Source organism: Microbacterium sp. NPDC056044, from assembly GCF_042267145.1.
In the GTDB taxonomy this organism is placed as follows: Bacteria; Actinomycetota; Actinomycetes; order Actinomycetales; family Microbacteriaceae; genus Microbacterium.
Genome location: NZ_JBHJWZ010000008.1, coordinates 14,803 through 38,892, shown reverse-complemented (window position 1 = coordinate 38,892; position 24,090 = coordinate 14,803). Strand labels below are relative to the sequence as shown.

Annotated in this window: 17 protein-coding genes; 11 read left to right on the top strand and 6 right to left on the bottom strand. The window is 71.1% G+C overall.

The features are described from left to right. Positions 1-95: 95 nt before the first annotated feature. The 3 genes from ACFC1I_RS20540 to ACFC1I_RS20530 are packed head-to-tail and all read left to right on the top strand — an operon-like array spanning position 96 to position 7,059. Positions 96-2,144 carry a beta-galactosidase gene (locus tag ACFC1I_RS20540; protein WP_376013861.1) on the top strand — a complete coding sequence of 683 codons (2,049 nt, stop codon included), beginning with the start codon at positions 96-98 and terminating at the stop codon, positions 2,142-2,144. After that, complete coding sequence (gene yicI, locus ACFC1I_RS20535) at positions 2,141-4,519, top strand: alpha-xylosidase (protein ID WP_376013858.1); 2,379 nt, start codon at positions 2,141-2,143, stop codon at positions 4,517-4,519. The genes ACFC1I_RS20540 and yicI overlap by 4 nt, the downstream gene beginning before the upstream one ends. Continuing rightward, a complete protein-coding gene (locus ACFC1I_RS20530; RefSeq protein ID WP_376013856.1) occupies positions 4,516-7,059 on the top strand; it encodes a glycoside hydrolase family 3 C-terminal domain-containing protein in 2,544 nt (847 codons plus the stop codon). Before yicI ends, ACFC1I_RS20530 begins: the two co-directional genes overlap by 4 nt. A 166-nt stretch (positions 7,060-7,225) precedes the next feature. Here ACFC1I_RS20530 and ACFC1I_RS20525 read toward each other — a convergent pair whose 3' ends face one another. Beyond that, a complete protein-coding gene (locus ACFC1I_RS20525) occupies positions 7,226-8,140 on the bottom strand; it encodes a PmoA family protein (RefSeq protein ID WP_376013853.1) in 915 nt (304 codons plus the stop codon). Between the two features lie 184 nt (positions 8,141-8,324). On the opposite strand from ACFC1I_RS20525, the gene ACFC1I_RS20520 reads away from it, so the two are divergent. After that, on the top strand, positions 8,325-8,606 hold the full coding sequence (locus ACFC1I_RS20520; protein ID WP_376013850.1) for a GlsB/YeaQ/YmgE family stress response membrane protein: 282 nt from the start codon (positions 8,325-8,327) through the stop codon (positions 8,604-8,606). Between the two features lie 94 nt (positions 8,607-8,700). On the opposite strand, the gene pgm is transcribed toward ACFC1I_RS20520, so the two are convergent. Beyond that, positions 8,701-10,344, bottom strand: a complete 1,644-nt coding sequence (gene pgm, locus ACFC1I_RS20515) for a phosphoglucomutase (alpha-D-glucose-1,6-bisphosphate-dependent) (RefSeq protein WP_376013847.1) — start codon at positions 10,342-10,344, stop codon at positions 8,701-8,703. 192 nt (positions 10,345-10,536) lie between these two features. Here pgm and pheA point away from each other — a divergent pair, with 192 nt between their 5' ends. Further along, the gene (pheA, locus tag ACFC1I_RS20510; RefSeq protein ID WP_376013845.1) at positions 10,537-11,517 is read left to right on the top strand and encodes a prephenate dehydratase; all 981 of its coding nucleotides are present in this window, start codon (positions 10,537-10,539) and stop codon (positions 11,515-11,517) included. 280 nt (positions 11,518-11,797) lie between these two features. Here the strand turns inward: pheA and ACFC1I_RS20505 are convergent, their stop codons facing one another. Both ACFC1I_RS20505 and ACFC1I_RS20500 read right to left on the bottom strand, forming a co-directional pair. Continuing rightward, positions 11,798-12,862: an LLM class flavin-dependent oxidoreductase gene (locus tag ACFC1I_RS20505; protein ID WP_376013843.1), complete on the bottom strand. Its 1,065-nt coding sequence runs from the start codon at positions 12,860-12,862 to the stop codon at positions 11,798-11,800. A gap of 70 nt (positions 12,863-12,932) precedes the next feature. After that, the gene (locus ACFC1I_RS20500; protein WP_376013842.1) at positions 12,933-13,574 is read right to left on the bottom strand and encodes an NADPH-dependent F420 reductase; all 642 of its coding nucleotides are present in this window, start codon (positions 13,572-13,574) and stop codon (positions 12,933-12,935) included. A gap of 116 nt (positions 13,575-13,690) precedes the next feature. On the opposite strand from ACFC1I_RS20500, the gene ACFC1I_RS20495 reads away from it, so the two are divergent. Then, positions 13,691-14,677 carry an aldo/keto reductase gene (locus ACFC1I_RS20495; RefSeq protein WP_376013839.1) on the top strand — a complete coding sequence of 329 codons (987 nt, stop codon included), beginning with the start codon at positions 13,691-13,693 and terminating at the stop codon, positions 14,675-14,677. Positions 14,678-14,698: 21 nt separating this feature from the next. On the opposite strand, the gene ACFC1I_RS20490 is transcribed toward ACFC1I_RS20495, so the two are convergent. Continuing rightward, positions 14,699-16,054 (bottom strand): cryptochrome/photolyase family protein, encoded by a 1,356-nt coding sequence (locus ACFC1I_RS20490; protein ID WP_376013836.1) that lies wholly within the window; start codon positions 16,052-16,054, stop codon positions 14,699-14,701. A gap of 186 nt (positions 16,055-16,240) precedes the next feature. Here ACFC1I_RS20490 and ACFC1I_RS20485 point away from each other — a divergent pair, with 186 nt between their 5' ends. From ACFC1I_RS20485 to ACFC1I_RS20465, 5 genes are all read left to right on the top strand, one after another. Beyond that, positions 16,241-17,248: a LacI family DNA-binding transcriptional regulator gene (locus ACFC1I_RS20485; RefSeq protein WP_376013833.1), complete on the top strand. Its 1,008-nt coding sequence runs from the start codon at positions 16,241-16,243 to the stop codon at positions 17,246-17,248. A 210-nt stretch (positions 17,249-17,458) separates the two neighbouring features. Beyond that, positions 17,459-19,240 (top strand): glycoside hydrolase family 13 protein, encoded by a 1,782-nt coding sequence (locus ACFC1I_RS20480; protein ID WP_376013830.1) that lies wholly within the window; start codon positions 17,459-17,461, stop codon positions 19,238-19,240. A 28-nt stretch (positions 19,241-19,268) separates the two neighbouring features. Next, entirely contained in the window at positions 19,269-20,639 is a 1,371-nt protein-coding gene (locus ACFC1I_RS20475; RefSeq protein WP_376013827.1) for an ABC transporter substrate-binding protein, read from the top strand. A 92-nt stretch (positions 20,640-20,731) separates the two neighbouring features. Next, on the top strand, positions 20,732-21,703 hold the full coding sequence (locus tag ACFC1I_RS20470) for a carbohydrate ABC transporter permease (protein ID WP_376013825.1): 972 nt from the start codon (positions 20,732-20,734) through the stop codon (positions 21,701-21,703). Next, positions 21,700-22,686, top strand: a complete 987-nt coding sequence (locus tag ACFC1I_RS20465; RefSeq protein ID WP_376013822.1) for a carbohydrate ABC transporter permease — start codon at positions 21,700-21,702, stop codon at positions 22,684-22,686. Before ACFC1I_RS20470 ends, ACFC1I_RS20465 begins: the two co-directional genes overlap by 4 nt. Before the next feature lie 42 nt (positions 22,687-22,728). On the opposite strand, the gene ACFC1I_RS20460 is transcribed toward ACFC1I_RS20465, so the two are convergent. Beyond that, positions 22,729-24,030 carry a diacylglycerol/lipid kinase family protein gene (locus ACFC1I_RS20460; protein ID WP_376013819.1) on the bottom strand — a complete coding sequence of 434 codons (1,302 nt, stop codon included), beginning with the start codon at positions 24,028-24,030 and terminating at the stop codon, positions 22,729-22,731. Between the last annotated feature and the right edge of the window lie 60 nt (positions 24,031-24,090).

Sequence of the window (24,090 nt, the reverse complement as noted above, 5' to 3'; positions counted from 1 at the left end):
GTCTCAGTGTTGAAGCGCTTCGAAAGTTCGACGCCCTTCTCGCCGACAATCCCATGACCGCTCGATCGAAACTCAGCGAAGAGGTTCCCCGCTCCATGGCCACCACGCCCGACCCGCGCCGCATCGACGCGTTCTCCGAGATCACCCGTGACCTCGGCATCTGCTTCGGCGGCGACTACAACCCCGAGCAGTGGCCGCGCGAGGTCTGGCGTGAGGATGCCGAGCTCATGGTGCGCGCCGGCGTGAACCTCGTGACGGTCGGGGTGTTCAGCTGGGCGCGGCTCGAGCCGTCGCCGGGCGAGTACGACTTCGCGTGGCTCGACGAGGTGCTCGACCTGCTGCACGCGCACGGCATCGCCGTCGACCTCGCGACACCGACCGCCTCGCCCCCGCCGTGGCTCGGCATCCTTCACCCCGAGACGCTCCCGGTGACCCCCGACGGCGTCCGTCTCGCCGCCGGTTCGCGCAACCAGTTCACGCCGGCCTCGCGCGTGTACCGAGAGCACGCCCTCACCATCGCGACGGCGCTCGCCGAGCGCTACGCCGCCCACCCCGCGGTGCGCATGTGGCACGTCGGCAACGAGTTCGGGCAGATCGACTTCGGCGACGAGGCGGCGCGCGAGTTCCGGCTGTGGCTGCGCGAGCGCTACGGCTCGATCGACGCGCTCAACGACGCGTGGGGCACCCTCGTGTGGTCGCAGCGGTACCGCGACTTCGACGAGATCGTGCCGCCCCGGCGCATGCCGTATCTCGTGAACCCTGCACAGTCGCTCGACTTCCGCCGGTACACGTCGTGGGCGCTGCAGCGGGTGTTCGCCGAGCAGCGCGACGCGATCCGCGCCACCGGCGCGACGCAGCCGGTAACCACCAACTTCATGGGGTTCGAGCCGCTCACCGACCTGTGGGAGTGGGCAGGCGACGTCGACGTCGTCGCCGACGATCAGTACCCCGACCACGCGTCCGCCACGTCGTCGTCCGACATCGCGCTCGTGCAGGACCTCATGCGCTCGCTCGGCGACGGCCGGCCGTGGGTGCTCATGGAGCAGGCGATCAGCGCGACCTCGTGGCGCCCGCACAACCTGCCCAAGAGCCGCGACCGCGCCCGCCTCGACTCGCTGCAGGCGGTTGCCCGCGGGGCCGACGCGATCTGCTTCTTCCAGTGGCGCCAGGCCCGTACCGGCGCCGAGCGCTTCCACTCAGCGATGCTGCCGCACGCCGGCGCCGACACCGAGGTGTTCGAGACCACGTGCGCCCTCGGCGCCGAGCTGCAGCGACTGCGGACCGTGGTCGGCGGGCGGGTCGAGGCATCCGTCGCCCTGCTCTTCGACTGGCCGTCGCGCTGGGCCGCCGACGAGCCGGGTCGCCCTACGGAGCGGCTCGACACGCTCGCGCAGGTGCAGCGGTGGCACCGCGCGCTGTGGCGCCGCGGCATCGCGGTCGACCTCGTGCGTCCGGGAGCCGACCTGTCGGGGTACGCCACGGTGCTCGTGCCGCACACGTACATCATCGAGACGGATGCTGCGGCCGCCCTCCACGCGGCGGTCGAGCGCGGCGCGAGCCTGGTGGTGGGCCCGTTCTCGGGGGTCGCCGACGGCAACGCGGCGATCCTGACCGGCCGCTCGCCGGTGCTGCTGCGCGACCTCCTCGGGGTCAGCGGCGAGGAGTGGGTGGGGCTGCCCGACGGACCCACGCCTGTCAGGGTGGAGTCGGCCTGGGCGACCGCTCCCGCGGCGGTTGAGGCATCCATTCTCGGTGAACGCCTCCGGGCCGACGGCGCCGACGTGCTCGCGCGGTTCGGCAGCGGCCACCTCGCGGGCGCCCCCGCGATCACGCGGCACCGCACGGGCAACGGCACCGCCTGGTACTTCGGCGCGGTGCTGTCGGACGACGCGCTCGCCGCGGTGCTCGACGACGCGCTCGACGCTGCGGGCGTCGCCGGCGTGCTGCCTGGCCGCGTGCTGCCCGACGACGTCGAGGCGGTCCAGCGCGGTGAGGCCCTCTTCCTTCTCAACCACGGCGATCGGGCCCGCAGCGTCACGCTGCCCGGCGCGCGCCGCGATCTCCTGTCGGATGCGGACGTCGAGGGGCAGCTGACGCTCGCCCCCGGCGCCGCCATGGTGCTCATCGAAAGGCACGCAGAGTGAAGTTCACCGATGGCTACTGGCTGACCAGGCCCGGCCTCGCGCCGCTGTTCGCGGTCGAGGTCGACGACATCCGCGTCGACGAGGCGGCGGGCACGATGACCGTGTACGCGCCGACCGCCGCGATCCGCGACCGGGGCGACACGCTCAACCGGGCGATGCTCACGATCACGTTCTCGGCGCCCGCGCCCGGTGTGGTCAAGGTGCGGGCCGAACGGCACGCGGGCGCCGTGCACCGCGGCCCCGACTTCGAGATCTTCGGTGCCGAAGGGTTCCGGCCCCGGGTCACGGTCGACGAGAACGAGGCGGTGCTCGACGCCGGTCCGCTGAAGGTGCGCGTCGCGCGCACGGCGGGGCAGTGGCGCGTCGACTTCGTCGAGGCCGACGGGCGCGTGCTCACGAGCTCCCTCCCGCGGTCGATCGGTCACTACACCGACACCACGGGCAAGAACGGCACCGCGGGCACGGCAGGAACGGCCGGCACCGCCGGCACGGCCGCCGGGGGCACGAAGCCCACGTGGGTGCACCAGCAGCTCAGCATCGAGCCGGGCGAGCGGGTCTACGGTCTGGGCGAGCGCTTCGGCGCGTTCGTCAAGAACGGCCAGGTCGTCGACACGTGGAACGCCGACGGCGGCACCTCCAGCGAGCAGGCGTACAAGAACGTGCCGTTCTACCTCACCTCCCGCGGGTACGGCGTGTTCGTCGACCACCCCGAGAACGTCTCGTTCGAGGTCGGCAGCGAGGTCAACTCGCGCGTGCAGTTCTCGGTGGGCGGCGAGTCGCTCGAGTACTACGTGATCGCCGGCCCCGAGCCGAAGGACGTGCTGCGCCGCTACACCGCGCTCACCGGGCGTCCGGCGCGCGTGCCGGCGTGGTCGTTCGGGCTGTGGCTCACGACATCCTTCACCGCCAGCTACGACGAAGACACCGTCAGCGCCTTCGTCGACGGCATGGCCGAGCGCGACATCCCACTGTCGGTGTTCCATTACGACTGCTTCTGGATGCGCGAGTACCAGTGGAGCGACTTCGAGTGGGACTCGCGCGCGTTCCACGACCCGGTCGGGCAGATCGCCCGTATGCACGAGCGCGATGTGCACGTGTCGCTGTGGATCAACCCGTACATCGCGCAGCGCTCGGCGCTGTTCCGCGAAGCGGCCGACAACGGGTACCTGCTCAAGCGCACCGACGGCAGCGTGTGGCAGTGGGACATGTGGCAGGCGGGCATGGGCCTCGTCGACTTCACGAACCCCGATGCCGCGGACTGGTACGTCGAGAAGCTGCAGGGTCTGCTCGATCAGGGCGTCGACGCCTTCAAGACCGACTTCGGCGAGCGGATCCCGGTCGAGGGCGTCGTGTGGCACGACGGGTCCGACCCGCACCGCATGCACAACTACTACGCGAAGCTCTACAACGAGGTCGTGTTCCGCGCGCTCGAGCGGCACCACGGCGTCGGCGACGCTGTCGTGTTCGCGCGTTCCGCGACCGCGGGCTCGCAGCAGTTCCCGGTGCACTGGGGCGGCGACAACGACTCGACGTTCCTGTCGATGGCGGAGTCGCTGCGCGGCGGCCTGTCGCTCGCGATGTCGGGCTTCGGCTACTGGAGCCACGACATCGGCGGGTTCGAGGGCACGCCCGACCCGGGCCTGTTCAAGCGCTGGCTCGCGTTCGGCCTGCTGTCGTCGCACTCGCGGCTGCACGGCTCGTCGTCGGTGCGTGTGCCGTGGGCCTTCGACGACGAGGCGGTCGACATCGCCCGCTCGTTCACGAAGCTCAAGATGCGGCTCATGCCCTACCTCGCCGGCGCCGCCGAGCAGGCCCATCGCTGCGGGACGCCGATGATGCGCCCGATGGCGCTGGAGTTCCCCGGCGACCGCTCGGGCTTCGACGCCGACACGCAGTACATGCTGGGTGACGCGCTGCTGGTCGCTCCGATCTTCACGCCCGACGGCAGCGTCGAGTACTACGTGCCCGAAGGGGAGTGGACCTCGCTCCTCGACGGTTCCGTCGTCGACGGCCGCCGGTGGATCTCCGAGACCCACGGCTACGACTCTGTGCCGCTGCGCGTGCGCCCGGGCACGGTGCTGCCGTTCGGCGCCGACGACAGCCGCCCCGATTACGACTGGTCCGACGGCGTCACGTTGCGCTGCTTCGAGCTGCCCGAGGGCTACGACCGCGAGACGCGGGTTCCCGGCCACGACAGCAAGGGATCCATCGACGGCGTCGGCGCGACGACGTTCCGCGTCCGCCGCGAGGGCACGGCGATCATCGCGTCGACCGACGACGCACACGCCCCGTGGGCGCTGCAGGTGGGTGACCGGATCGTCCGGGCCGCAGCATCCGGAGAACTCCGTATCGAGATCGAGGAGACCGCACGATGACCGACACGATTCAGGATGCTGCGCCCCCGTCCGTCGCCGAAGCCCAGACGCCCGTGTTCCGTCAGGTCGACCAACCGCTCGCCGCGCGCGCTCGCGACCTGCTCGACCGGCTGACGCCCGACGAGCGCATCGCGATGCTGCATCAGGCGGCGCCCGCCGTCGAGCGGCTCGGGATGCCGGCGTGGCACACGGGATGCGAGGCGCTGCACGGCGTCGCGTGGCTCGGGCGTGCGACGGTGTTCCCGCAGTCCGTGGGACTCGCCGCGACGTGGGACACCGAGCTCGTGCGTCGTGTGGGAGAGGTCGCCGCGGTCGAAGTGCGCGCCAAGCGCGCCGAGAACCCGCTGGTGAGCCTCAACGTGTGGGCGCCCGTCGTCAACACGCTGCGCCACCCGGGCTGGGGACGCAACGAGGAGGGCTACTCCGAAGACCCGCACATCACCGGAGTCTTCGGCACCGCGTACTCGCGGGGCCTCCGTGGCGACCACCCGCGCGTATGGCGCACGGTGCCCGCGCTCAAGCACTTCCTCGCCTACAACAACGAGACCGACCGCTCGGTGACCTCGTCCGAGATGTCGCTGCGCACCCTCCACGAGGAGGAGCTGCCGGCGTTCCGTGATGCGATTGAAGCCGGCGTCGCCGGCGGCATGATGCTCGCGTACAACCGCGTGAACGGCGTCCCGGCGCACACGCAGCCCGAGCTCGTCACCGAAGCCCGGTCGTGGTCGGACGAGTCGATCGCGGTGGTGTCGGACGCCGGCGCCCCGACCTTCCTCGTGACGACGCAGCGCTCGCAGCCCGATCACGTGCACGCGGCGGTGGCTCTCGTGACCTCGGGACTCGACTCGTTCACCGACAACGACGCGAACGCCGCGCCCACCATCGGGTACGTGACGGAGGCGCTCGCCGCGGGTCTCATGACCACCGACGACGTCGACCAGGCCGTGCTGCGCCTGCTCGAGCTGCGCCTGCGCACGGGCGAGTTCGACGGCGACGCCGACCCCTACGCCGGGATCGGCGTCGACGACATCGACGCACCCGGTTCCCGCGAGCTCGCTCGTGAGGCGGTGGCTCGCTCGGTCGTCGTGCTGCGGAACGACGACGGCGTGCTGCCGCTCTCCCGGGCGTCACGGGTCGCGGTCGTCGGTCCCCTCGCCGACCTCGTGCTCACCGACTGGTACGCCGGCACCCCGCCGTACGCGGTCGGGATCGGCGCGGCCGCGGCCGAGCGCTTCGGCGAGGCCGAGGTCGTGACCGGCGCCGACACGATCGCGCTCCGGGCCTCGTCGAACGGCCGGTACGTCGTGTCGAACACGGACGGCTCGGTGGTCGAGTCGGCAGGCGACGCCGCGGCAGGCGACGCCCTCTTCGACGTGACGGACTGGGGTGACGGCATCCTGACCCTCCGCTCCCACGCGAGCGGGCTGCTGCTCACCGGTGCGAAGTGGCCGATGCGCGCCGACGCCACGCGCGTCGGCGAATGGGTCGTGCAGGAGAGCTTCCGCAAGCACGTCCACGCCGACGGCACGTGGTCGCTGCTGCACCTCGGGTCGGGGCGCTGGCTGCGGGTCTTCCGCGACTCGGGGCTGCTCGCCGCCGAGGCGGTCACGCTCGACAACGCCGAGCGGTTCGGCGTGCGCGTCGTGCGGTCGGGCGCCGCGGCGGTGGCCGAGGCAGCGGGGCGTGCCGACGCCGTCATCGTCGCCGTCGGCAACGACCCCCACCTCCTCGGCCGCGAGACCGAGGATCGCCCGCACCTGCGCCTGCCGGCCGCGGCCGCCGAGGTGTGGCGCGCTGCCCGCGAAGCGAACCCGCGGGCCGTGCTCACGATCGTGTCGAGCTACCCCTACGTGCTCGAGGGTGTCGAGGCCAAGACCGTCGTGTGGTCGAGCCACGGCGGCCAGGAGCTCGGTCACGGCGTGATCGACGTGCTCTCGGGCGACGTCGAGCCGTCGGGCCGCCTCTCGCAGAGCTGGCCCGCCACCGAGGCGCAGGCCGGCGACCTGTTCGATTACGACACCCTCCGCCAGGGCGCGACCTACCGCCACCAGGCGAAGGCGCCCGCGTTCGCCTTCGGGCATGGCCTGACGTACACGTCCGTCGCGTACGAGTCGGTGTCGATTCCGGATGCTGCGACCCCCGCGCCCGCGCCGACCCACCGGCACGCCGGCTTCGCGCCGCGCGCCGACGAGTCCGTGGTGAACGCGATCGTGCAGGTGCGCAACACCGGCGACCGCGACGCCGAGGAGCTCGTGCAGCTCTACGTCTTGTCGTCCGACCTGCCGCTGCCCGCGCCGCGCCGCGTGCTCGTGGCCTACCGCCGCGTGCGCCTCGCGCCGGGTGAGTCCCGCGACGTCGAACTCTCGTTCTCGCCCGCGCGCCTCGCGGTCTGGGACGACGCCGTGCGCCTCGCGGGGGCGGTCGACGATTGGCTGCACGAGGGCGCGCTGCGCGTGCAGCCCGGGACCTACACGGTGGCCGCAGGCCCCTCGGCCTGGGACCTCCCCGTGCGGACGGAGCTCGAGGTCACGGCGGGCTGAGGCTGCGGCATCCCACCCCACCGCGCGCTCGGCAACCGCCACCACCCGTCTTCAACAGGTCAACCGGGCTTCTGCAGGGGCGTTTCGGCGCACACGCTCCTGTAGAAGCCCGGTTGACCTGTCGGAGGGATGAGGAGCGAGGGGACGGGAACGCGGTCCCGCTCGGCTACGGTGCGAGTTCCTCGGCCAGGGCCCGGGTCTCGGCCGGGGTCCAGATGCGGTCGCCGAACACGTGCCGGTGCCTCAGCGACAGCTCGGCGCCCGGCGCGAGCACGACGTACTCGTCGAACGACGGGGAGGGCGCGAGGATCGGGATCGGCTCGCTGCGGACGAACCACCGGATCGGCGGCACGCCCGTCGAGGTGCCGGCGAACGCGAGCACGGTGGCACCGCCGTCCACGTCGTCGTGCTCGCCCGAGAACGCCACCCACGGTGCGGTGCCACCCATGACCGCGTCGGCGCCCGCGTCGTCCGGAAGGCCGCCCGCCAGCACCCGGCCGCCGGTCCAGGCACGAGGCATCCGGAGCACGAAGCCGGTGTAGCCGGCACCGGGGCGTCCCTCGGTCGTGGGGCTGCCGAGCTCGAGCTCACGCGCCGAGATGTTGCGCAGCGTCGTCGTGAAGTCGAGCATCCACAGGCCGCGGTCGGTGTCGACGCCGTGGAAGCGGTGGGTGCGGGTCTCGGCGAGCCACTCTTCGCCCGCCTGCGTGATCCAGGTGAGCTCCTCGACGAACGAGACCTCGGCGCCGGCGTCGTCCACGGTCCGAAAGCCGTCGTGACGGATGCGGCCGACGTTGTCGAGCAGCGCGTAGTCGCCGTGCTCGGGACGGAAGGTGTTGCCGCCCCAGAAGTTCTGCCCCGACACGTGGGTCCAGGTCATCTGCAGGCCCTTGTGCCACCGGTGGTCCCACGGGCGGAAGCCGGTGAGCAGCGCGCCGTCGAGCGCACGCAGGGGGTGCAGGAAGGGCTTGGGGCCCTCGGAGAGCTCCCCGCCGGGGTCGAAGGCGTACCGCGCGATGTCGACGCCGGAGGTCGTGACGGTCAGGTCGTTCTCATCGAGGCGCAGGGTGAGGTCGATCACGGTTCCATTGTGGCCCAGACCATCGGAAAACGCTTGCCCGATTCGAGTGCGGACGCGTAATGTACCGCTCCCGAGCCCGGGGCGGTAGAGGCATCCCCGCGCGCAACGGCGGCGATAGCGTCTTCGTCATCTCATCAGAGGCCCCGCACCCCCCGCGGAGCCCACGGGACAGAAGGAGAGAAACATGCTCTGGACCATCCTCGGCCTCATCATCATCGGCCTGATCGCCGGCCTCATCGCTCGCGCCATCATCCCCGGCAAGCAGAGCATGGGCATTCTGCTGACGATCGTCCTCGGAATCGTCGGCTCGTTCGTCGGCGGCTTCCTCGGGTTCCTGCTGTTCGGCAGCGACCCCAACGGCGGCTTCCTGCAGCCGTCGGGCATCATCGGCTCGATCCTCGGCTCGATCGTCGTGCTCGGCCTGTACGTGCTCTTCACGCGTCGCCGCGGCGTCAACCGCGCCTGACCCGCCTGGACAGGCGCGGCGACCCGCCGCAACGGACTTCGCCCGGACCTGCGCGCTCCCTCGCGCGGGTCCGGGCGTCGCTCTGTGAGCGGGGTCAGGCGCCCGCGAGCGCCTGCGACACGACCTCGCGGGCCTCGGCCTGCACCTGCGCCAGGTGCTCGGGGCCGCGCAGCGACTCGGCGTAGAGCTTGTAGACGTCCTCGGTGCCCGACGGGCGCGCGGCGAACCACGCGTGCTCGGTCTGCACCTTGAGGCCGCCGATCGCCGCCCCGTTGCCGGGTGCGTGCGAGAGCTTCGCGGTGATGGGCTCGCCGGCGAGTTCGGTCGCGGTGACCGCCTCAGGGGCGAGCTTGCCGAGCGCGGCCTTCTGCGCGGGGGAGGCCGGCGCGTCCACGCGCTGGTAGGCGGACGCACCGAACTCGGCCTCGAGCTCGGCGTAGCGCTGCGAGGGCGTCTTGCCGGTGACCGCGAGGATCTCGGATGCCAGGAGGCACAGCAGGATGCCGTCCTTGTCAGTGGTCCACACCGAGCCGTCCTTGCGGAGGAACGACGCCCCCGCCGACTCCTCGCCGCCGAAGGCGACCGATCCATCCAGCAGCCCGGGCACGAACCACTTGAACCCGACCGGCACCTCGAGCAGCTCGCGCCCGAGCGACTCGGCCACGCGGTCGATGATCATCGAGCTGACGAGCGTCTTTCCCACCGCAGCATCCGTCGGCCAATCCGGCCGGTGCGAGTACAGGTAGTCGATCGCGACGGCGAGGTAGTGGTTCGGGTTCATCAGCCCGGCGTCGGGCGTGACGATGCCGTGGCGGTCGGCGTCGGCGTCGTTGCCGGTGAGGATGTCGTACTCCTCGCGGCGGGCGACCAGCGCCGCCATTGCCGACGGCGACGACGGATCCATGCGGATCTTCTCGTCCCAGTCGAGCGTCATGAACTTCCACGTCGGGTCGACGTCGGGGTTCACGACTGTGAGGTCGAGGCCGTGCACCTCGGCGATGAGCGCCCAGTACTCCACCGAAGCGCCGCCCAGCGGGTCGGCGCCGATGCGCACGCCGGCCGAGCGGATCGCGTCGACGTCGATGATGTTCGCGAGATCGCGCACGTACGCGTCGCGGAAGTCGTACTCGCCCAGCTTGTCGCCGTCGAGGTCCTTGAAGGGGGTGCGGGCGACGCCCTCGAGGTCCGCCGCGATGAGCTCGTTCGCGCGGTTCGCGATCCAGCCGGTGGCGTCGGTGTCGGCGGGCCCGCCGTTCGGCGGGTTGTACTTGAAGCCGCCGTCTCGCGGCGGGTTGTGGCTCGGCGTGACGACGATGCCGTCGGCACGGGTCGGGTCCGCGGCATCCTTCCCACGGTTGAAGGTGAGGATCGCGTGGCTGAGCGCGGGGGTCGGCACCCACGAGTCGCGAGAGTCGACCCGCACGTCGACGCCGTTCGCGACGAGCACCTCGATCGCACTGCGCTCGGCCGGCAGCGACAGGCCGTGCGTGTCGCGCCCGAGGAAGAGCGGCCCCTCGATGCCCTGGGCCTTGCGGTAGTCGACGATCGCCTGCGTCGTGGCGAGGATGTGGGTCTCGTTGAAGCTGGCCGACAGCGACGAGCCGCGGTGCCCGCTGGTCCCGAACGCGACGCGCTGCTCGGGGACGGCGGGGTCGGGCTTGACGTCGTAATACGCGGCGATCAGCTCATCGATGTCGATGAGGTCGGATGCTTCGGCCGGCTGTCCTGCGCGAGTCATGCGTCCCAGTCTGCCCGTCCCGGGCCCGCCGTGCACACGCTTGACGCCGGTGTTGCCCGGGCCTCGGCCGGATCCCGTTCAGGATTCAGTCTGCGCGGCCGGGCGCCGCCGCGGATTCCGCGGTGCTCGGGGGAAGGATTCCGCCCGATCTCCCGGCCGGACTGAATAATGAACGCGGATAGGCTGGCACGCGTGACTTCCGAGGTCGCCTCCGCCGAGGCATCCGTTCCCGTTCGCCGTACGTACAGCTACCTGGGGCCCGCGGGCACGTTCACCGAGGCGGCGCTGGCCCAGGTGCCCGAGGCGCGGGGCCACGAGTGGCGGCCCGTGCGCAACGTCGGCGAGGCGCTCGCCGACGTCGTCGAGGGGCGTTCCGACGCCGCGATGATCGCGATCGAGAACTCCGTCGACGGCGGCGTGTCCACCGCGCAGGACGCATTGGCGACCGTGCCGGGCCTGCGGATCGTCGGCGAGTACCTCGTGCCCGTCGAGTTCGTGCTGGTCGGGCGCCCCGGTGCGCGGCTCGAGGACGTCTCGCTCATCGCGGCCCACCCGGTCGCGTACGCGCAGTGCCTGCAGTGGCTGACGGCGACGCTGCCCGCCCACGCCCACGTGCCGGCGGCGAGCAACGTCGCGAGCGCGATGGGGCTGCTCGACGGGTCCAGCGACGCGGATGCGGCGATCGCCCCGCCCGGAATCCTCGAGCACCACGAGCTCGAGCTCCTCGCCTCGAACATCGGCGACAACGCCAACGCCGTCACCCGGTTCGTGCTGGTCGCCCGTACGGTCGTGCCGCCGCCCCCGACGGGCGCCGACAAGACCTCGCTCATCATCGAACTGCCCGACGATCACCCCGGCGCGCTGCTCGAGATGCTCGAGCAGTTCGCCACGCGCGGCATCAACCTCTCGCTGCTCGCCTCGCGCCCCATCGGCGACGAGCTCGGCCGCTACCGCTTCGTCGTCGACGCCGACGGCCACCTCGAGGACGAGCGCATGGCCGACGCGCTCATGGGCCTGCGCCGCTTCAGCCCGCGGGTCACGTTCCTCGGGTCGTACCCGCGCGCCGACCGCGCCGTCGTGCGGTACCCCGAGCGCTACGCCGACGACGTGTTCGTCGAGGCGCGAGATTGGTTGCGGGGGCTCATCTCCGGGGAGCCCGAGGTTCAGGACTAAGGGGTTCGGGCGGCGTACGGAGGCCGCCCTACCACCGGCCAGACGCGTGCGAAGTCCGGACTTCGGCGCTCTCGGGGCGTCCCATGCCTGGGTTGTCCGGACTTCGGCGGGGTGTGTCCGCACGCGTGGGCTCGGCCCGGCGTCAACGGTGACCTGCGAGGTCCGGACTTCGCAGGCTTGCGGGTTGTGCGCCCTGCGAGGTCCGGACTTCGCACAGGCGTGCACGCCAGATGATCCTGCTCCGCCGAGTTCCGCGGTGGGCGGAGGCTGGCGCCGGGTCCTAGAGGTTCAGCTGGGCGGCCAGCAGCTCGAGGGTCTGCAGGCGGCCGGGGGCGGCGTCCATCGGCTCGGCCTCGTACGAACCCGCGATCGGCGAGATCATGACCTCGTCGACGCCATGCCGGGCCGCGAAGGAGCGGAGATCGGATGCTACGACCTCGGCCGTGCCGACGAACCACTTCGCGCGGGCCGAGGCCATGAACGTGTCGCCGAGCCCGGCGAAGTCGGCCGCGTTGGCGATCGAGTGCTCCACCGTCTCGAGCGGAACCAGCGGCTTGTTGGTGCGCAGGCGCGCCGTCATCCGCAGGTTGGGCAGGGCGCGGTCCTCGGCCTCTTCCTGCGTCGGGGCGACGAGCACGTTCGCCGTGAGGAACGTGCGCGGCGCGGCCAGCGTCTCAGAAGCCACGAACGAGGAACGGTAGAGGTCGAGCGCCCGGTCGAGACCCTCGCCCGAGAAGTGGTTCGCGAACACGTAGGGCAGGCCGAGCGACGCCGCGAGCTGCGCGGAGTAGTCGCTCGAACCCAGCAGCCACACCTCAGGCGTGGTCGTCGCGGCAGGCGTCGCGTGCACGTCGTACGTGCCGCCCGACGTGAAGCGCAGCGATGCACCCTCCGGCGCGACGAGCGACATGATGTCGCGCACATGGTCGGGGAACCGCTCGACGTCGCTCGTCGTGCCGCTCTGTCGCAGCAGCTGCGTGATCACGGGGTCCGAGCCCGGCGCGCGCCCGAGCCCGAGGTCGATGCGCCCCGGCGCCAGAGCCTCGAGCGCCGCGAACTGCTCGGCGACGACGAGCGGCGAGTGGTTCGGCAGCATGACGCCGCCCGACCCGAGCCGGATGCGCGAAGTCCGCGCGGCAGCCGCGGCGGCGAGCACCGGCGGCGTCGTCGACGCGACGGCCGGCATGTTGTGGTGCTCGGCGAACCAGTAGCGCCGATAGCCGAGCCGGTCCGCCGCGTGAACAAGGGAGAGGGATGCTGCGACCGCCTGCGCGCTCGTCTGCCCGGTGCGCACCGGAACGAGGTCGAGAACGGACAGGGCCGGGGCGGGGGTCGCAGTGCTCATCGTGATCTGCAACCCCGCACCCCGGCCTCCGCATTCCGGATCCGCGTATCTCCGGAGAGGGGACGGGACCTCAGGGCAGGCGGTTCGCCTTCGCGAGGTTGTCGCGCAGCTCGTCGGCGGTCTGCGCGATGACGTACGCGGGGCGGTCGCGCTCGAGGCGCCACGACTCGCTCAGCGGGCCCGCGCTCACGGTGTCGAAGCCCAGCGCGTCGTACACGCCGGTGACGAACTCGATGGCCTCGGCGTCGTCGCTCGCGGTGCCGAGAGCACGCCGCTGCGGGTCGCCGGCCGCCAGTCCGCCCGTGTTGATGTCGGACGCGTAGAGGTGGTTGAAGGCCTTCACGACCTTCGAGGCCGGCAGGTGCGCCTGGAGGAGCCCCGACGTCGTGGCCTCGCCGCGGTCGAGGGCGTCGATGTGGCCGTCGCGCTCGAAGTAGTAGTTGTTGGTGTCGAGCACGATCTTGCCCGCGAGGGGCTCGACCGGAACGTCCTTCAGCGCCTTCATCGGCACCGTCACCACCGCGATGTCGGCGGCCGCCGCCGCGTCCGCGGCCGTCGCGGCCGTCACCTTGGGCCCGAGCTCCGCGACGAGAGGCGCGAGGCTCTCGGGTCCGCGGGAGTTCGAGATCACGACGTCGTAGCCGAGTCCCGAGAAGGCGCGGGCGAGCGCGCTGCCGATGTGTCCTGCACCGATGATTCCGATCGTGGTCATGTCGACCCGCAACCTCGGGGCGCAGCATCCCATTCCGCATCCGTCGTCGAAGGACATTCAGGAAACGTTTTCGCGATTCGGCCCGCCACCGGGTGGCGCCGTGTGACGATGTGCGCATGGAATACACCCACCTCGGACGAACCGGCACCTCCGTCTCGCGGATCGTGCTCGGAACCATGAACTTCGGCGACCGCACCTCGGAGGAGGACTCGTTCGCCATCCTCGACCGCGCGCTGGAGCTCGGCGTCAACTTCATCGACACCGCCAACGGCTACGGCGGCTCGGGTGGCCGCGGCGCCACCGAAGAGATCATCGGGCGCTGGTTCGCCGCCCGTCCCGGCGTCCGCGACGACGTCGTGCTCGCCACCAAGGTGCACTCGCCGATGGTCGATCCGACCGCCGACGGCGACGTGGTCAATGCCCGCGGCGCGTCCGCGTGGCAGGTGCGGCGCGAGGCGATCGGGTCGCTCGAGCGCCTGCAGACCGACCGCATCGACCTGTACCAGTTCCACCACATCGACCGGCACATCTCCTGGCAGGAGCTGTGGCAGTCGATGGAGGTGCTCGTCGCGAAGGGCGACGTCGTCTACACCGGCAGCTCGAACTTCGCGGCGTGGAACATCGCCCAGGCCAACGAGATCGCGGCCCAGCGCCACTTCCTCGGGCTCGTCAGCGAGCAGTCGCTGTACAACCTCACGCAGCGCTCGATCGAGCTCGAGGTGATCCCGGCGGCGCAGAACTACGGCCTCGGCATCCTTCCGTGGTCGCCGCTCGCCGGCGGACTTCTCAGCGGCGGATCGACGGATGCTGCCGCCCGGTCCGGATCCGAGCGCATCACGTCGCAGCGCGCCGAGCGCCGCGACCAGATCGCCGCGTACGAGGCGTTTGCAGAGGAGCGCGGCTGGACGCCGTCGGCACTCGGCCTCGCATGGCTGCTGCACCAGCCCGGGGTGACGGGCCCGATCATCGGACCCCGCACGGTCGCCCAGCTCGAGTCGGCCGTGTCCGCGCTCGACATCCACTTGAGCAAGGACGACCTCTCGGCGCTCGACGAGCTGTTCCCCGGCCCGGGCGGGCAGGCTCCGGAGGCCTACGCCTGGTGACGCCTCGAGCGGGTGGTGCGCTCAGGAGCGCGCGGCCCGCTTGACGTGCTCGTACGCCGCCAGCGCCGCCTTGCGCGTTTCGCCGAGATCGACGAGAGGCTCGGGCCCGTCGTCGCCCAGCGACTCCGGAGCCCACTCGCGCTGGTAGTGCTCGCCGGCATCGAACTTCTTCGCCTGCAGCTCGGGGTTGAAGATGCGGAAGTACGGTGCGGCGTCGGCGCCGGAGCCGGCGACCCACTGCCAGTTGAACGGGTTGTTCGCCTCGTCGGCGTCGACGAGCGTGTCCCAGAACCACTCCTCGCCGCGGCGCCAGTCGACGAGCAGGTTCTTCACGAGGAAGGATGCCGCGACCATCCGCACCCGGTTGTGCATGTACCCGGTCGTCCAGAGCTCGCGCATGCCCGCGTCGACGAGCGGCACGCCGGTGCGCCCCTGCTGCCACGCTTCGAGGTGCGTGGGCTTGAGTCGCGGCCACGGGAACGCGTCGAACTCGGGGCGCAGGTTCTTCGTCGCGAGGTCGGGGAAGTGGAACAGCGTGTGCCACGCGAACTCGCGCCAGCCGAGCTCCGAGAGGAACCGCCCGCCGTGCCCCGCCTCGATAGTCTCGTGCCACACGGTATACGGGCTCACCTCGCCCCACCGAAGTCGGGGCGACAACAGCGACGTCGCACCGGCGGAGGGCTCGTCCCGCGCCCGGTCGTAGTCGCCGAGGTCGTCCGCGAGGAACTCCCGCAGGCGTCGTCGCGCCGAGGGCTCGCCCGGCTCCCACGTCTCGCGCAGTCCGCCCGCCCAGTCCGGGCGGCGGGGGAGCAGTCCCCAATCGTCGAGGGAATCGGATGCTGCGCCCCGGCGCACGCCGTCGATCTCGCGCGGCTCGGGCAGCGGTGCCCGCGGCGACGGCAGCGCGAGGCAGGCGCGCCAGAACGGGGTGAACACCGAGAAATGGGTTCCGGCGCCGGTCTTCACGGTCCACGGCTCGAAGAGGAGCGAGCCGGCGAAGGACGCCACCTCGACGCCCTCGTCGCGGAGCGCAGCCTTGAGCCCGGCGTCGATCTCGCGCTCGGGCCCGCCGTAGCGCCGGTTCCAGAAGACGGCGCCGGCCGCAGCATCCGTCACGAACTCACGCACCACGCGCCCGGCCGGCCCGCGCCGCAGCACGAGGGTCGCGCCGCGCTCGCGCAGGCGTTCGCCGAGGGAGGCGAGGGAGTGGTGCAGCCACCACCGTGCGGCGCCGCCGAGCGCGCGGATGCCCGGCGACTCCTCATCGAGCACGTACAGCGCGATGACCGGCTCGCCGCGGTCGATCGCCGCGCGCAGCGCCGGGTTGTCGGCGAGACGGAGGTCGTCGCGGAACCACACGATCGAGGGGCCGGCCATGGCTCCATCCTCGTCTGCCGCGGGCGCCGACATCCGGCATTGACAAACCGCGTCAAAGCGTCGGGCTCAACACACCGTCCGACGCCCGCGGACCGGCGAAGCGCTCGATCCCGCCCGGCGGTTTGACGCCGCCCACCGCTTGCAGTGGCTTGCGGGATCCTGCAAGTTCTTGCGTACACTGAGCGCATGTCGAAGCGTCTCGCCGAAGTGGCGCGCAAGGTCGGAGTCAGCGAAGCCACGGTGAGCCGCGTGCTCAACGACAAGCCCGGCGTCTCGGAGGCCACGCGTCAGGCTGTGCTCACCGCGCTCGACGTGCTCGGGTACGAGCGGCCGACCAAGCTCCGGGGCGAGCGCGCGCGTCTGGTGGGCCTCGTGCTGCCCGAGCTGCAGAACCCGATCTTCCCCGCGCTCGCCGAGATCATCGGCGGCGGGCTCACCCAGAACGGGTACACGCCGCTGCTGTGCACGCAGAACGCGGGAGGCATCACCGAGTCCGACTACGTCGATCTCCTGCTGCAGCAGCAGGTGTCGGGCGTGATCTTCCTCGGCGGGAACTACAGCCAGGCGGATGCCGCGCACGACCACTACGACCGGCTCCGCCAGGTGAACCTGCCCACGGTGCTGGTGAACGCCCGCATCGGCTCCCTCGACTTCGCGACGGTCTCGACGGACGATGCAGCCGCGGCCGAGCAGGCGATCCAGCACCTGCACCAGCTGGGGCATCGGCGCATCGGACTGCTTCTCGGTCCGCAGGATCACATCCCGTCGCAGCGCAAGCTCGCCGCGGCACGCCCGCTGCTCGAACGCCTCGGCTCGCCGCTCGAGGATGCGCTCGTGGTGCGGGGCCTGTATTCGCTGGAATCCGGCCAGGCGGGGGCCACCCGCCTCTTCGCCGCCGGCGCGACCGCCATCGTCTGCGCGAGCGACCCCCTGGCCCTCGGCGCCGTCCGTGCCGCTCGCCGGGCGGGCCTGCGGGTCCCGGATGACGTGAGCGTGGTGGGCTTCGACGACTCCTTCCTCATGAGCTGCACCGAACCGCCTCTGACGACGGTCCGCCAGCCGATCGAATCGATGGGGCGCACCGTGATCGAGCTCCTCCTCTCGCAGATCGCCGGCACCACAGAGGCCGGGGATGAGCTCCTCTTCGAGCCCGAGCTCGTGCTCCGGTCGTCGACGGGCCCCGCCGCTCGCTGACCCATCGCTGAATCTCGGAGATCCCGCGAGATCCGGACGCTTTCGCGCCCCGACGTCCGCGTCTCGCCGGAGCCCCGGCTTTCGAGGGCGCCGCTGATCGGCCTGGATGCCCAGCGCGTTGCGCAATCGTGATCTTGCGTAAATCTGTCAATGAGTTGCGTTACTTGATAAGGCGTCGTACATTCTCTCCATCGAGACTTTCCATCGACGATGAGGAGATCCGTGGACACCGACGTCCTGACCCGCGGCGCCCGCCCCGGCTCCCCGCTCGACGACGCGCTGTGGTGGCGGTCGGCCGTCATCTACCAGGTCTACGTGCGCAGCTTCGCGGACGGGAACGGCGACGGCACGGGCGACCTCGCGGGAGTCAGGGCGCACCTCGGCTACCTCAAGGACCTCGGCGTGGACGCCCTCTGGTTCAACCCCTGGTATCCGAGCCCGCTGGCCGACGGCGGGTACGACGTGCAGGACTACCGCGACATCGACCCGCGGTTCGGCACGCTCGAGGAGGCGGAGCTGCTGATCCAGGAGGCCCTGGCCCTCGGCATCCGCACGATCATCGACGTCGTCCCGAACCACATCTCGGATCAGCATCCGTGGTTCCAGGCGGCGCTCGCCGCCGGACCCTGCAGCCCCGAGCGCGAGCGCTTCTGGTTCCATCCGGGCAAGGGGCCGAACGGCGACGAGATCCCGACGCACTGGGTGTCGAGCTTCCAGGGCGAGACGTGGACGCGCACGACGAACCCCGACGGCACGCCGGGGGAGTGGTACCTGCACATGTTCACGCCGGAGCAGCCCGACCTGAACTGGAATCACCCCGACGTGCGCCGCGAGCACGAGGACATCCTCAGGTTCTGGTTCGACCGCGGCGTCGCGGGCGTGCGCATCGACTCGGCCGCGCTGCTCATCAAGGATCCCGAGCTGCCGGAGGTCGGCGAGAAGCAAGGCCCGGGCGAGCACCCCACGGAGGACCGCGACGAGCTGCACGACGTGTACCGCTCGTGGCGTGCGATCGCCGACTCGTACCCGGGCACCCGTGTGCTCGTCGGCGAGATCTGGGTGCCCGACATCGTGCGGTTCACCCACTACCTGCGTCCCGACGAGATGCACACCGCGTTCAACTTCGACTTCCTCGCGCGGCCCTGGGGCGCGGCAGCCTTCCGCCAGTCGATCACCGCGACGCTCGAGGCGCACGCCCCTGTCGGCGCGCCGAGCACCTGGGTGCTCAGCAACCACGACGTCACACGCCCCGTCACCCGGTACGGGCGTGAAGACACCGCGTTCGCGTTCCTCAAGAAGCGGTTCGGGGTGCCCACCGACCCCGAGCTCGGTCTGCACCGTGCTCGCGCAGCAGCACTCCTCGTTGCCGCGCTGCCCGGCAGCCTCTACATCTACCAGGGCGACGAGCTGGGCCTTCCCGAGGTCGAGGACCTGCCCCTCGACCTCATCGAGGACCCGATGCACTTCCGCTCCGGCGGCACGGATCCCGGACGGGACGGATGCCGCGTCCCCCTGCCGTGGTCGGGCGACCACGCGCCGTTCGGCTTCAGCCCCGAGGCCACGCGCACGTGGCTGCCGCAGCCCGAGGGCTGGAGCGGGCTGACCGTCGCCGCGCAGGAGGCCGACCCGGCGTCGACCCTCAACCTCTACCGCGACGCGCTCCGCCTGCGCCGCGAGCTCCCCGAGCTCGGCGACGGTCCGCTCGAGTGGTGGGACGCCGGCTGGCCGGACGCGGCGGCGCCCGCCGCGAACGGCGTGCGGCCCGACCTCCTCGCCTTCCGGCGCGGCGACGGCTTCGCGTGCGTCGTCAACACCGGCGACGACCCGGCCGCGCTTCCCCCCGGCGCGGCCGTCCTCCTCACGAGCTCGCCGCTCGACGGCGGCCTCTTGCCCGGCAACGCCGCCGCCTGGCTGCGACTCGAGGGCGCAGCATCCGGTTTCGAATCCCACACCCGCACCAACAACCCGGAGCCGTCCGCGCCGAGAGGCTGACGCGGAACTCCCCCAGAAAGGAAAGACGATGAAGTCACCAGCAAGGGTCCTGCTCGCCGGCGTCGCCGCTCTGGCGACCGTCGGCGCCCTCGTCGGCTGCTCTGCGGCCGGCGGCGACGAGAACAGCGACGGCAAGCTCGAGCTCCGTGTCGCGACCTTCCCGCCCGGCGCCGACGCCGCCGCGTACGAGGCGTTCGCCACGCAGGAGGAGCAGTTCGAGAAGGAGCACCCCGACATCGACATCATCGGTGTCGAGTACGAGTGGGAGGGCCCGACGTTCGCCGTGCAGCTCGCCGGCGGCAGCCTTCCCGACGTGTTCACCGTGCCGTTCACCGATTCCAAGACGCTCCTCGAGAACGACCAGCTCATGGACGTCACCGCCGAGGTGAAGGAGCTCGGCTACGAGGACAGCTTCAACCCGATCATCCTCGACGGCGTGAAGGACGCCGACGGCGACATCTTCGGCTTCCCGCGCCAGGCGTATGCCATGGGTCTGCACTACAACCGCGACCTGTTCGAGCAGGCGGGGCTCGACCCCGATCAGCCCCCGACCACGTGGGACGAGGTGCGCGAGTACGCGAGGAAGATCCACGACGCGACCGGCAAGGCCGGCTACGCGCAGATGGCGATCAACAACACCGGCGGCTGGCAGCTGACCGCGCAGACCGTCGCCCGCGGTGGTCGTACGCAGACCGATGAGGCCGACGGCAGCGCCACCTCGACGATCGACAACGACGCGACCAAGGCGACGCTCGAGTTCCTGCACGACCTCCGCTGGGAGGACGACTCGTTCGGCGCGAAGGTCGACCTCGACTGGGGCACGATCAACCAGGAGTTCGCCGCCGGCAACATCGGCATGTACACGTCGGGCTCGGACGTCTACACCGCTCTCGTGCGCGACTTCGGTCTCGACCCGGCGGTGTACGGCCTCGGGGTCGTGCCGGTCGAGGGCGACGACCCCGGCACCCTCGGCGGCGGCGACATCGCGGTGATCAGCCCGACCGTCGACGACGCGACCAAGGAGGCCGCGGTCACCTGGATCGACTGGTACTACATGCAGAAGCTGCTGAACGAGGACGCCGCCGTGCAGGACGCGAAGGCCCTTGCCGAGTCCGACCAGGCCGTCGGAACGCCGGTGCTGCCGGTGCTGAGCCGCGAGCTCTACGAGGAGTCGCTCACCTGGATCGAGCCGTACATCAACGTGCCGCGCGACCAGATGACGTCGTTCACCGACAACATCTGGGACCAGACGCCGGTCGGCGAGCCGAAGAAGTCGACCCAGGAGGTCTACGCACTGCTCGACACGGTGGTCCAGACGGTGCTCACCGACGAGAACGCCGACATCGACGCCCTGCTCGCGCAGGCGCAGACCGAGGCGCAGGCGCTGCTCGACGAGTGAGGAACGGCTAGAAGCTGCGGCCCGGCCTCGCCGCCGGGTCGCAGCATCCATCCCCCTGAAACGCCCGTGCACCCGACACAGCAAGGTTGACGATGACCGCCACCCTCCCGGAGCGCCCGGCCCCCGCGGCGGCGCCCCCACCCGCAGCCCCGCCGGCGAGACGCAGGGCCCGGCGCACCCCGCTCACGTGGTACCGCGGCGGAGGCCTCACGAACCTGCTGTTCGTGCTGCCGATGGTGTTCGTGTTCTTCTTCTTCTCGTGGTCGCCGATCGTGCAGTCGGTGATCATGAGCCTGCAGAAGACGAACCTGCTCGTCTCGGAGTGGGTCGGCCTCGACAACTACGTGGCGGTGCTGACCGACCCGCAGCTCGGCCGCGCGGTGATCAACACCGTCTACTTCGCGCTGCTGGCGCTGCTGCTCGGCTTTCCGCTGCCGCTGTTCGTCGCGGTGCTGATGAGCGAGGTGCGCCGCGGCAAGGGGCTGTACTCCGCACTCGCCTACCTCCCCGTCGTGATCCCGCCGGTGGTCGCCGTCCTGCTGTGGAAGTTCTTCTACAGCGCCGACCCGTCCGGCGTCTTCAACACCGTGCTCAGCTGGTTCGGCATCCCGCCGCAGCCGTGGATCTCCTCCGCCGTGCAGGCGATGCCGTCCCTCGTCCTCGAGGCGACGTGGGCGGCCGCCGGCGGGTCGATCATCATCTACCTCGCCGCGCTGCTCTCGGTGCCGCCCGAGCTGTACGACGCGGCGGAGGTTGACGGCGCCGGCATCTGGCGCAAGGTCTGGCACGTCACGCTGCCGCAGCTGCGCGGCATCCTCTTCATCATGCTGATCCTGCAGGTCATCGCGACCGCGCAGGTGTTCCTCGAACCGTTCCTGTTCACCGGCGGCGGCCCGGCGGGCGCGACCAAGACGATCCTGCTGTACATCTACGACAAGGCGTTCCGCAACAGCCTGGGCGGCGACTACGGCGAGGCCACCGCGGTGTCGGTGCTGCTCGCGATCGTGCTCGCGATCCTGTCCTGGCTGTACTTCAAGCTCACGAACCGCTGGAGCACCTCATGACCACGTCGATCACGAACGCCGAGCGGCGCGAGGGCATGCGCGGCTTCCTCTCGCGGCGAGGGACCAGCGGCGGACGCAAGCGCGACTCCGTCGACGACCTGGCCGAGCGCTCGATCGTCTCGGCCTCGGAGCGCCGGCGTCCCGGCACGCGGTTCGGGATGTCGCTGACCCACGCCTTCCTCTTCGTCACGCTCACGATCGCCGGCCTCGGGCCGATCCTGTGGCTCGCGAAGTCCGCCGTCACCCCGACGCAGGACACCCTCCAGCAGCCGTTCGCGCTGTGGCCGAACGGCATCGACTGGGCGAACCTGTCGACGGCGTGGAACGACATCCACATCGACCAGTACTTCTGGAACACGATCGTGATCGCGGCCGGCGCCTGGTTCTCGCAGCTGTTCATCGCGACGACGGCGGGATACGCGCTGTCGGTCCTGCGGCCGAAGTACGCGCCGGTGCTCAACGCACTGGTGCTGGCGACCCTGTTCATTCCCGGGATCGTGCTCCTGGTGCCGCTGTACCTCACGATCGTGTCGCCGCCCCTCCTCGGCCGTGACGCGAGCATGCTCAACAGCTACCTCGCCGTATGGCTGCCGATGGCGGCGAACGCGTTCAACATCCTGCTGGTCAAGCGGTTCTTCGACAATCTGCCGCGCGAGGTGTTCGAGGCCGCCACGACCGACGGGGCCGGCCCGTTCCGTCTCTTCTGGTCGATCGTGCTGCCGATGTCGAAGCCGATCCTCGGCGTGGTCTCGGTGTTCGCGATCATCGCCGCCTGGAAGGACTACCTCTGGCCCAAGCTCGTGCTGCCCGACCCCGCGGTGCAGCCGCTCTCGGTGCGCCTTCCCGACGTGCAGTCGCAGACCGAGCTCGACGTGTTCCTGGCGGCGCTGGCGATCGCGACCCTCATCCCGATCGCGATGTTCCTGCTGTTCCAGTCCGTGTTCCTGCGTTCCGCGGGACTGGGCGGCGCCGTCAAGGGCTGACGCCGGGAAGACGGATGCTGCGGCCCGCAGCATCCGTCATCCTCAGAGTCCGTCGGTGGTGTGGCCCTTGGGCACCACGACGACCAGCGCCGACGGCTCGACGCGGGTCTTGACCGAGAGGGCTTCGCCGAACTCGTCGCCGTCGAGCTGGACGGGGCGGGCCTCGTGGGTCGCGAGCTCGATGCCGGCGCCGCGCGAGTAGACGACCGCGTTGTCTTTGGTGCGCAGCGACAGCACGCGGCGGCCGGCGCGGAAGCGGCGGAGGAAGCTGTTGTCCCACGCGACGCGGCGCCACACGAACAGCCAGCCGAAGAGGCCCTTCGGCTGGAAGATCACGATGTCGAGGGCACCGTCGGCGACAGATGCCTCGGGGATCAGGTCGAGGCCGGCGGGGAGCTTGCCGCAGTTCGCGAACAGCACGCTCTGCACGCGCGACGAATGCAGGCGGTGCCCGGGCAGCTCGTAGACGACGCGGAACGGCTTCGCCGTCGGCAGCGCCCGCGCGGCGCCGTCGACATAGGCGACCCAGCCGACCGTCTTCTTCAGCTGGGGGTTCGTGTTGGCGATCATCGCCGCGTCGAGGCCGATGCCGCCCATGACGACGAACGCGTGCTCGGCGGTGGTGCCGTCGGGGCGCGCGAGCTCGGTCCAGCCGACGTCCATCGCGAGCGTGTCGCCGTCGAACACCGCCTGCACCATGGCGTCGGGCTCGGTGAGCGGCAGCTTGAGGTTGCGGGCCAGCAGGTTGCCGGTGCCGCTCGGCACGATCGCGAGGGGAACGCTGCTGCCGCTCATCGCCTCCGACACCGCGCGCACGGTGCCGTCGCCGCCGGCGACGAGCACGGCGTCGACGCCCTCGTCGAGCGCCTGCCGCGTGACGTCGTCACCGAGGTCGTCGACGGTCGTCTCGTAGAACAGCGGCTCCGACCAGCCGGCCTGCGCCGCGTGCCGCGCGACCGTGTCGCGCAGCGCGTCGGCGTCGACCTTGATCGGGTTGTAGACCAGCGCCGCCTTCGGCGACGGGCGCTCGCCATTCTCCGACATCGGGCGAGTTCCGCCCTCCGGGCCGACGCGGCGCGCGTGCCCGCTCTCGTCCTCGGCGGTGTCGGGCTCGACGTCGCCGGGCTGGCGGATCACATGGTCGGGCTCGGCGGCCCGCGCGGGGTCGGGTGCGCCGGCGCGGGACTTCGACGCGGGCGCCGGGGGCCCAGCATCCGTCCCCTCCTGCACCTCGGCCAGGTTCAGCTCTGAAGTCGCGGGACCGTCGGCGTAGATCTTGTCGGCGGGGTGCGGTGCGAGGTCGTCGGGGCGTTCGTCGTCACTGGATCCGGATGCCGCCGCCATGAGGTACAGCGTAGGCCCGGCGCGCGCGGCGGGTGCGCACGACGTGGACTTACCTGATCG

Coding starts and splice junctions, on each gene's coding strand:
- ACFC1I_RS20540 (WP_376013861.1), top strand. CDS start 96: ATGGCCACCACGCCCGACCCGCGCCGCATCGACGCGTTCTCCGAGATC.
- ACFC1I_RS20530 (WP_376013856.1), top strand. CDS start 4,516: ATGACCGACACGATTCAGGATGCTGCGCCCCCGTCCGTCGCCGAAGCC.
- ACFC1I_RS20520 (WP_376013850.1), top strand. CDS start 8,325: ATGCTCTGGACCATCCTCGGCCTCATCATCATCGGCCTGATCGCCGGC.
- pgm (WP_376013847.1), bottom strand. CDS start 10,344: ATGACTCGCGCAGGACAGCCGGCCGAAGCATCCGACCTCATCGACATC.
- ACFC1I_RS20505 (WP_376013843.1), bottom strand. CDS start 12,862: ATGAGCACTGCGACCCCCGCCCCGGCCCTGTCCGTTCTCGACCTCGTT.
- ACFC1I_RS20500 (WP_376013842.1), bottom strand. CDS start 13,574: ATGACCACGATCGGAATCATCGGTGCAGGACACATCGGCAGCGCGCTC.
- ACFC1I_RS20495 (WP_376013839.1), top strand. CDS start 13,691: ATGGAATACACCCACCTCGGACGAACCGGCACCTCCGTCTCGCGGATC.
- ACFC1I_RS20490 (WP_376013836.1), bottom strand. CDS start 16,054: ATGGCCGGCCCCTCGATCGTGTGGTTCCGCGACGACCTCCGTCTCGCC.
- ACFC1I_RS20485 (WP_376013833.1), top strand. CDS start 16,241: ATGTCGAAGCGTCTCGCCGAAGTGGCGCGCAAGGTCGGAGTCAGCGAA.
- ACFC1I_RS20480 (WP_376013830.1), top strand. CDS start 17,459: ATGAGGAGATCCGTGGACACCGACGTCCTGACCCGCGGCGCCCGCCCC.
- ACFC1I_RS20475 (WP_376013827.1), top strand. CDS start 19,269: ATGAAGTCACCAGCAAGGGTCCTGCTCGCCGGCGTCGCCGCTCTGGCG.
- ACFC1I_RS20470 (WP_376013825.1), top strand. CDS start 20,732: ATGACCGCCACCCTCCCGGAGCGCCCGGCCCCCGCGGCGGCGCCCCCA.
- ACFC1I_RS20465 (WP_376013822.1), top strand. CDS start 21,700: ATGACCACGTCGATCACGAACGCCGAGCGGCGCGAGGGCATGCGCGGC.
- ACFC1I_RS20460 (WP_376013819.1), bottom strand. CDS start 24,030: ATGGCGGCGGCATCCGGATCCAGTGACGACGAACGCCCCGACGACCTC.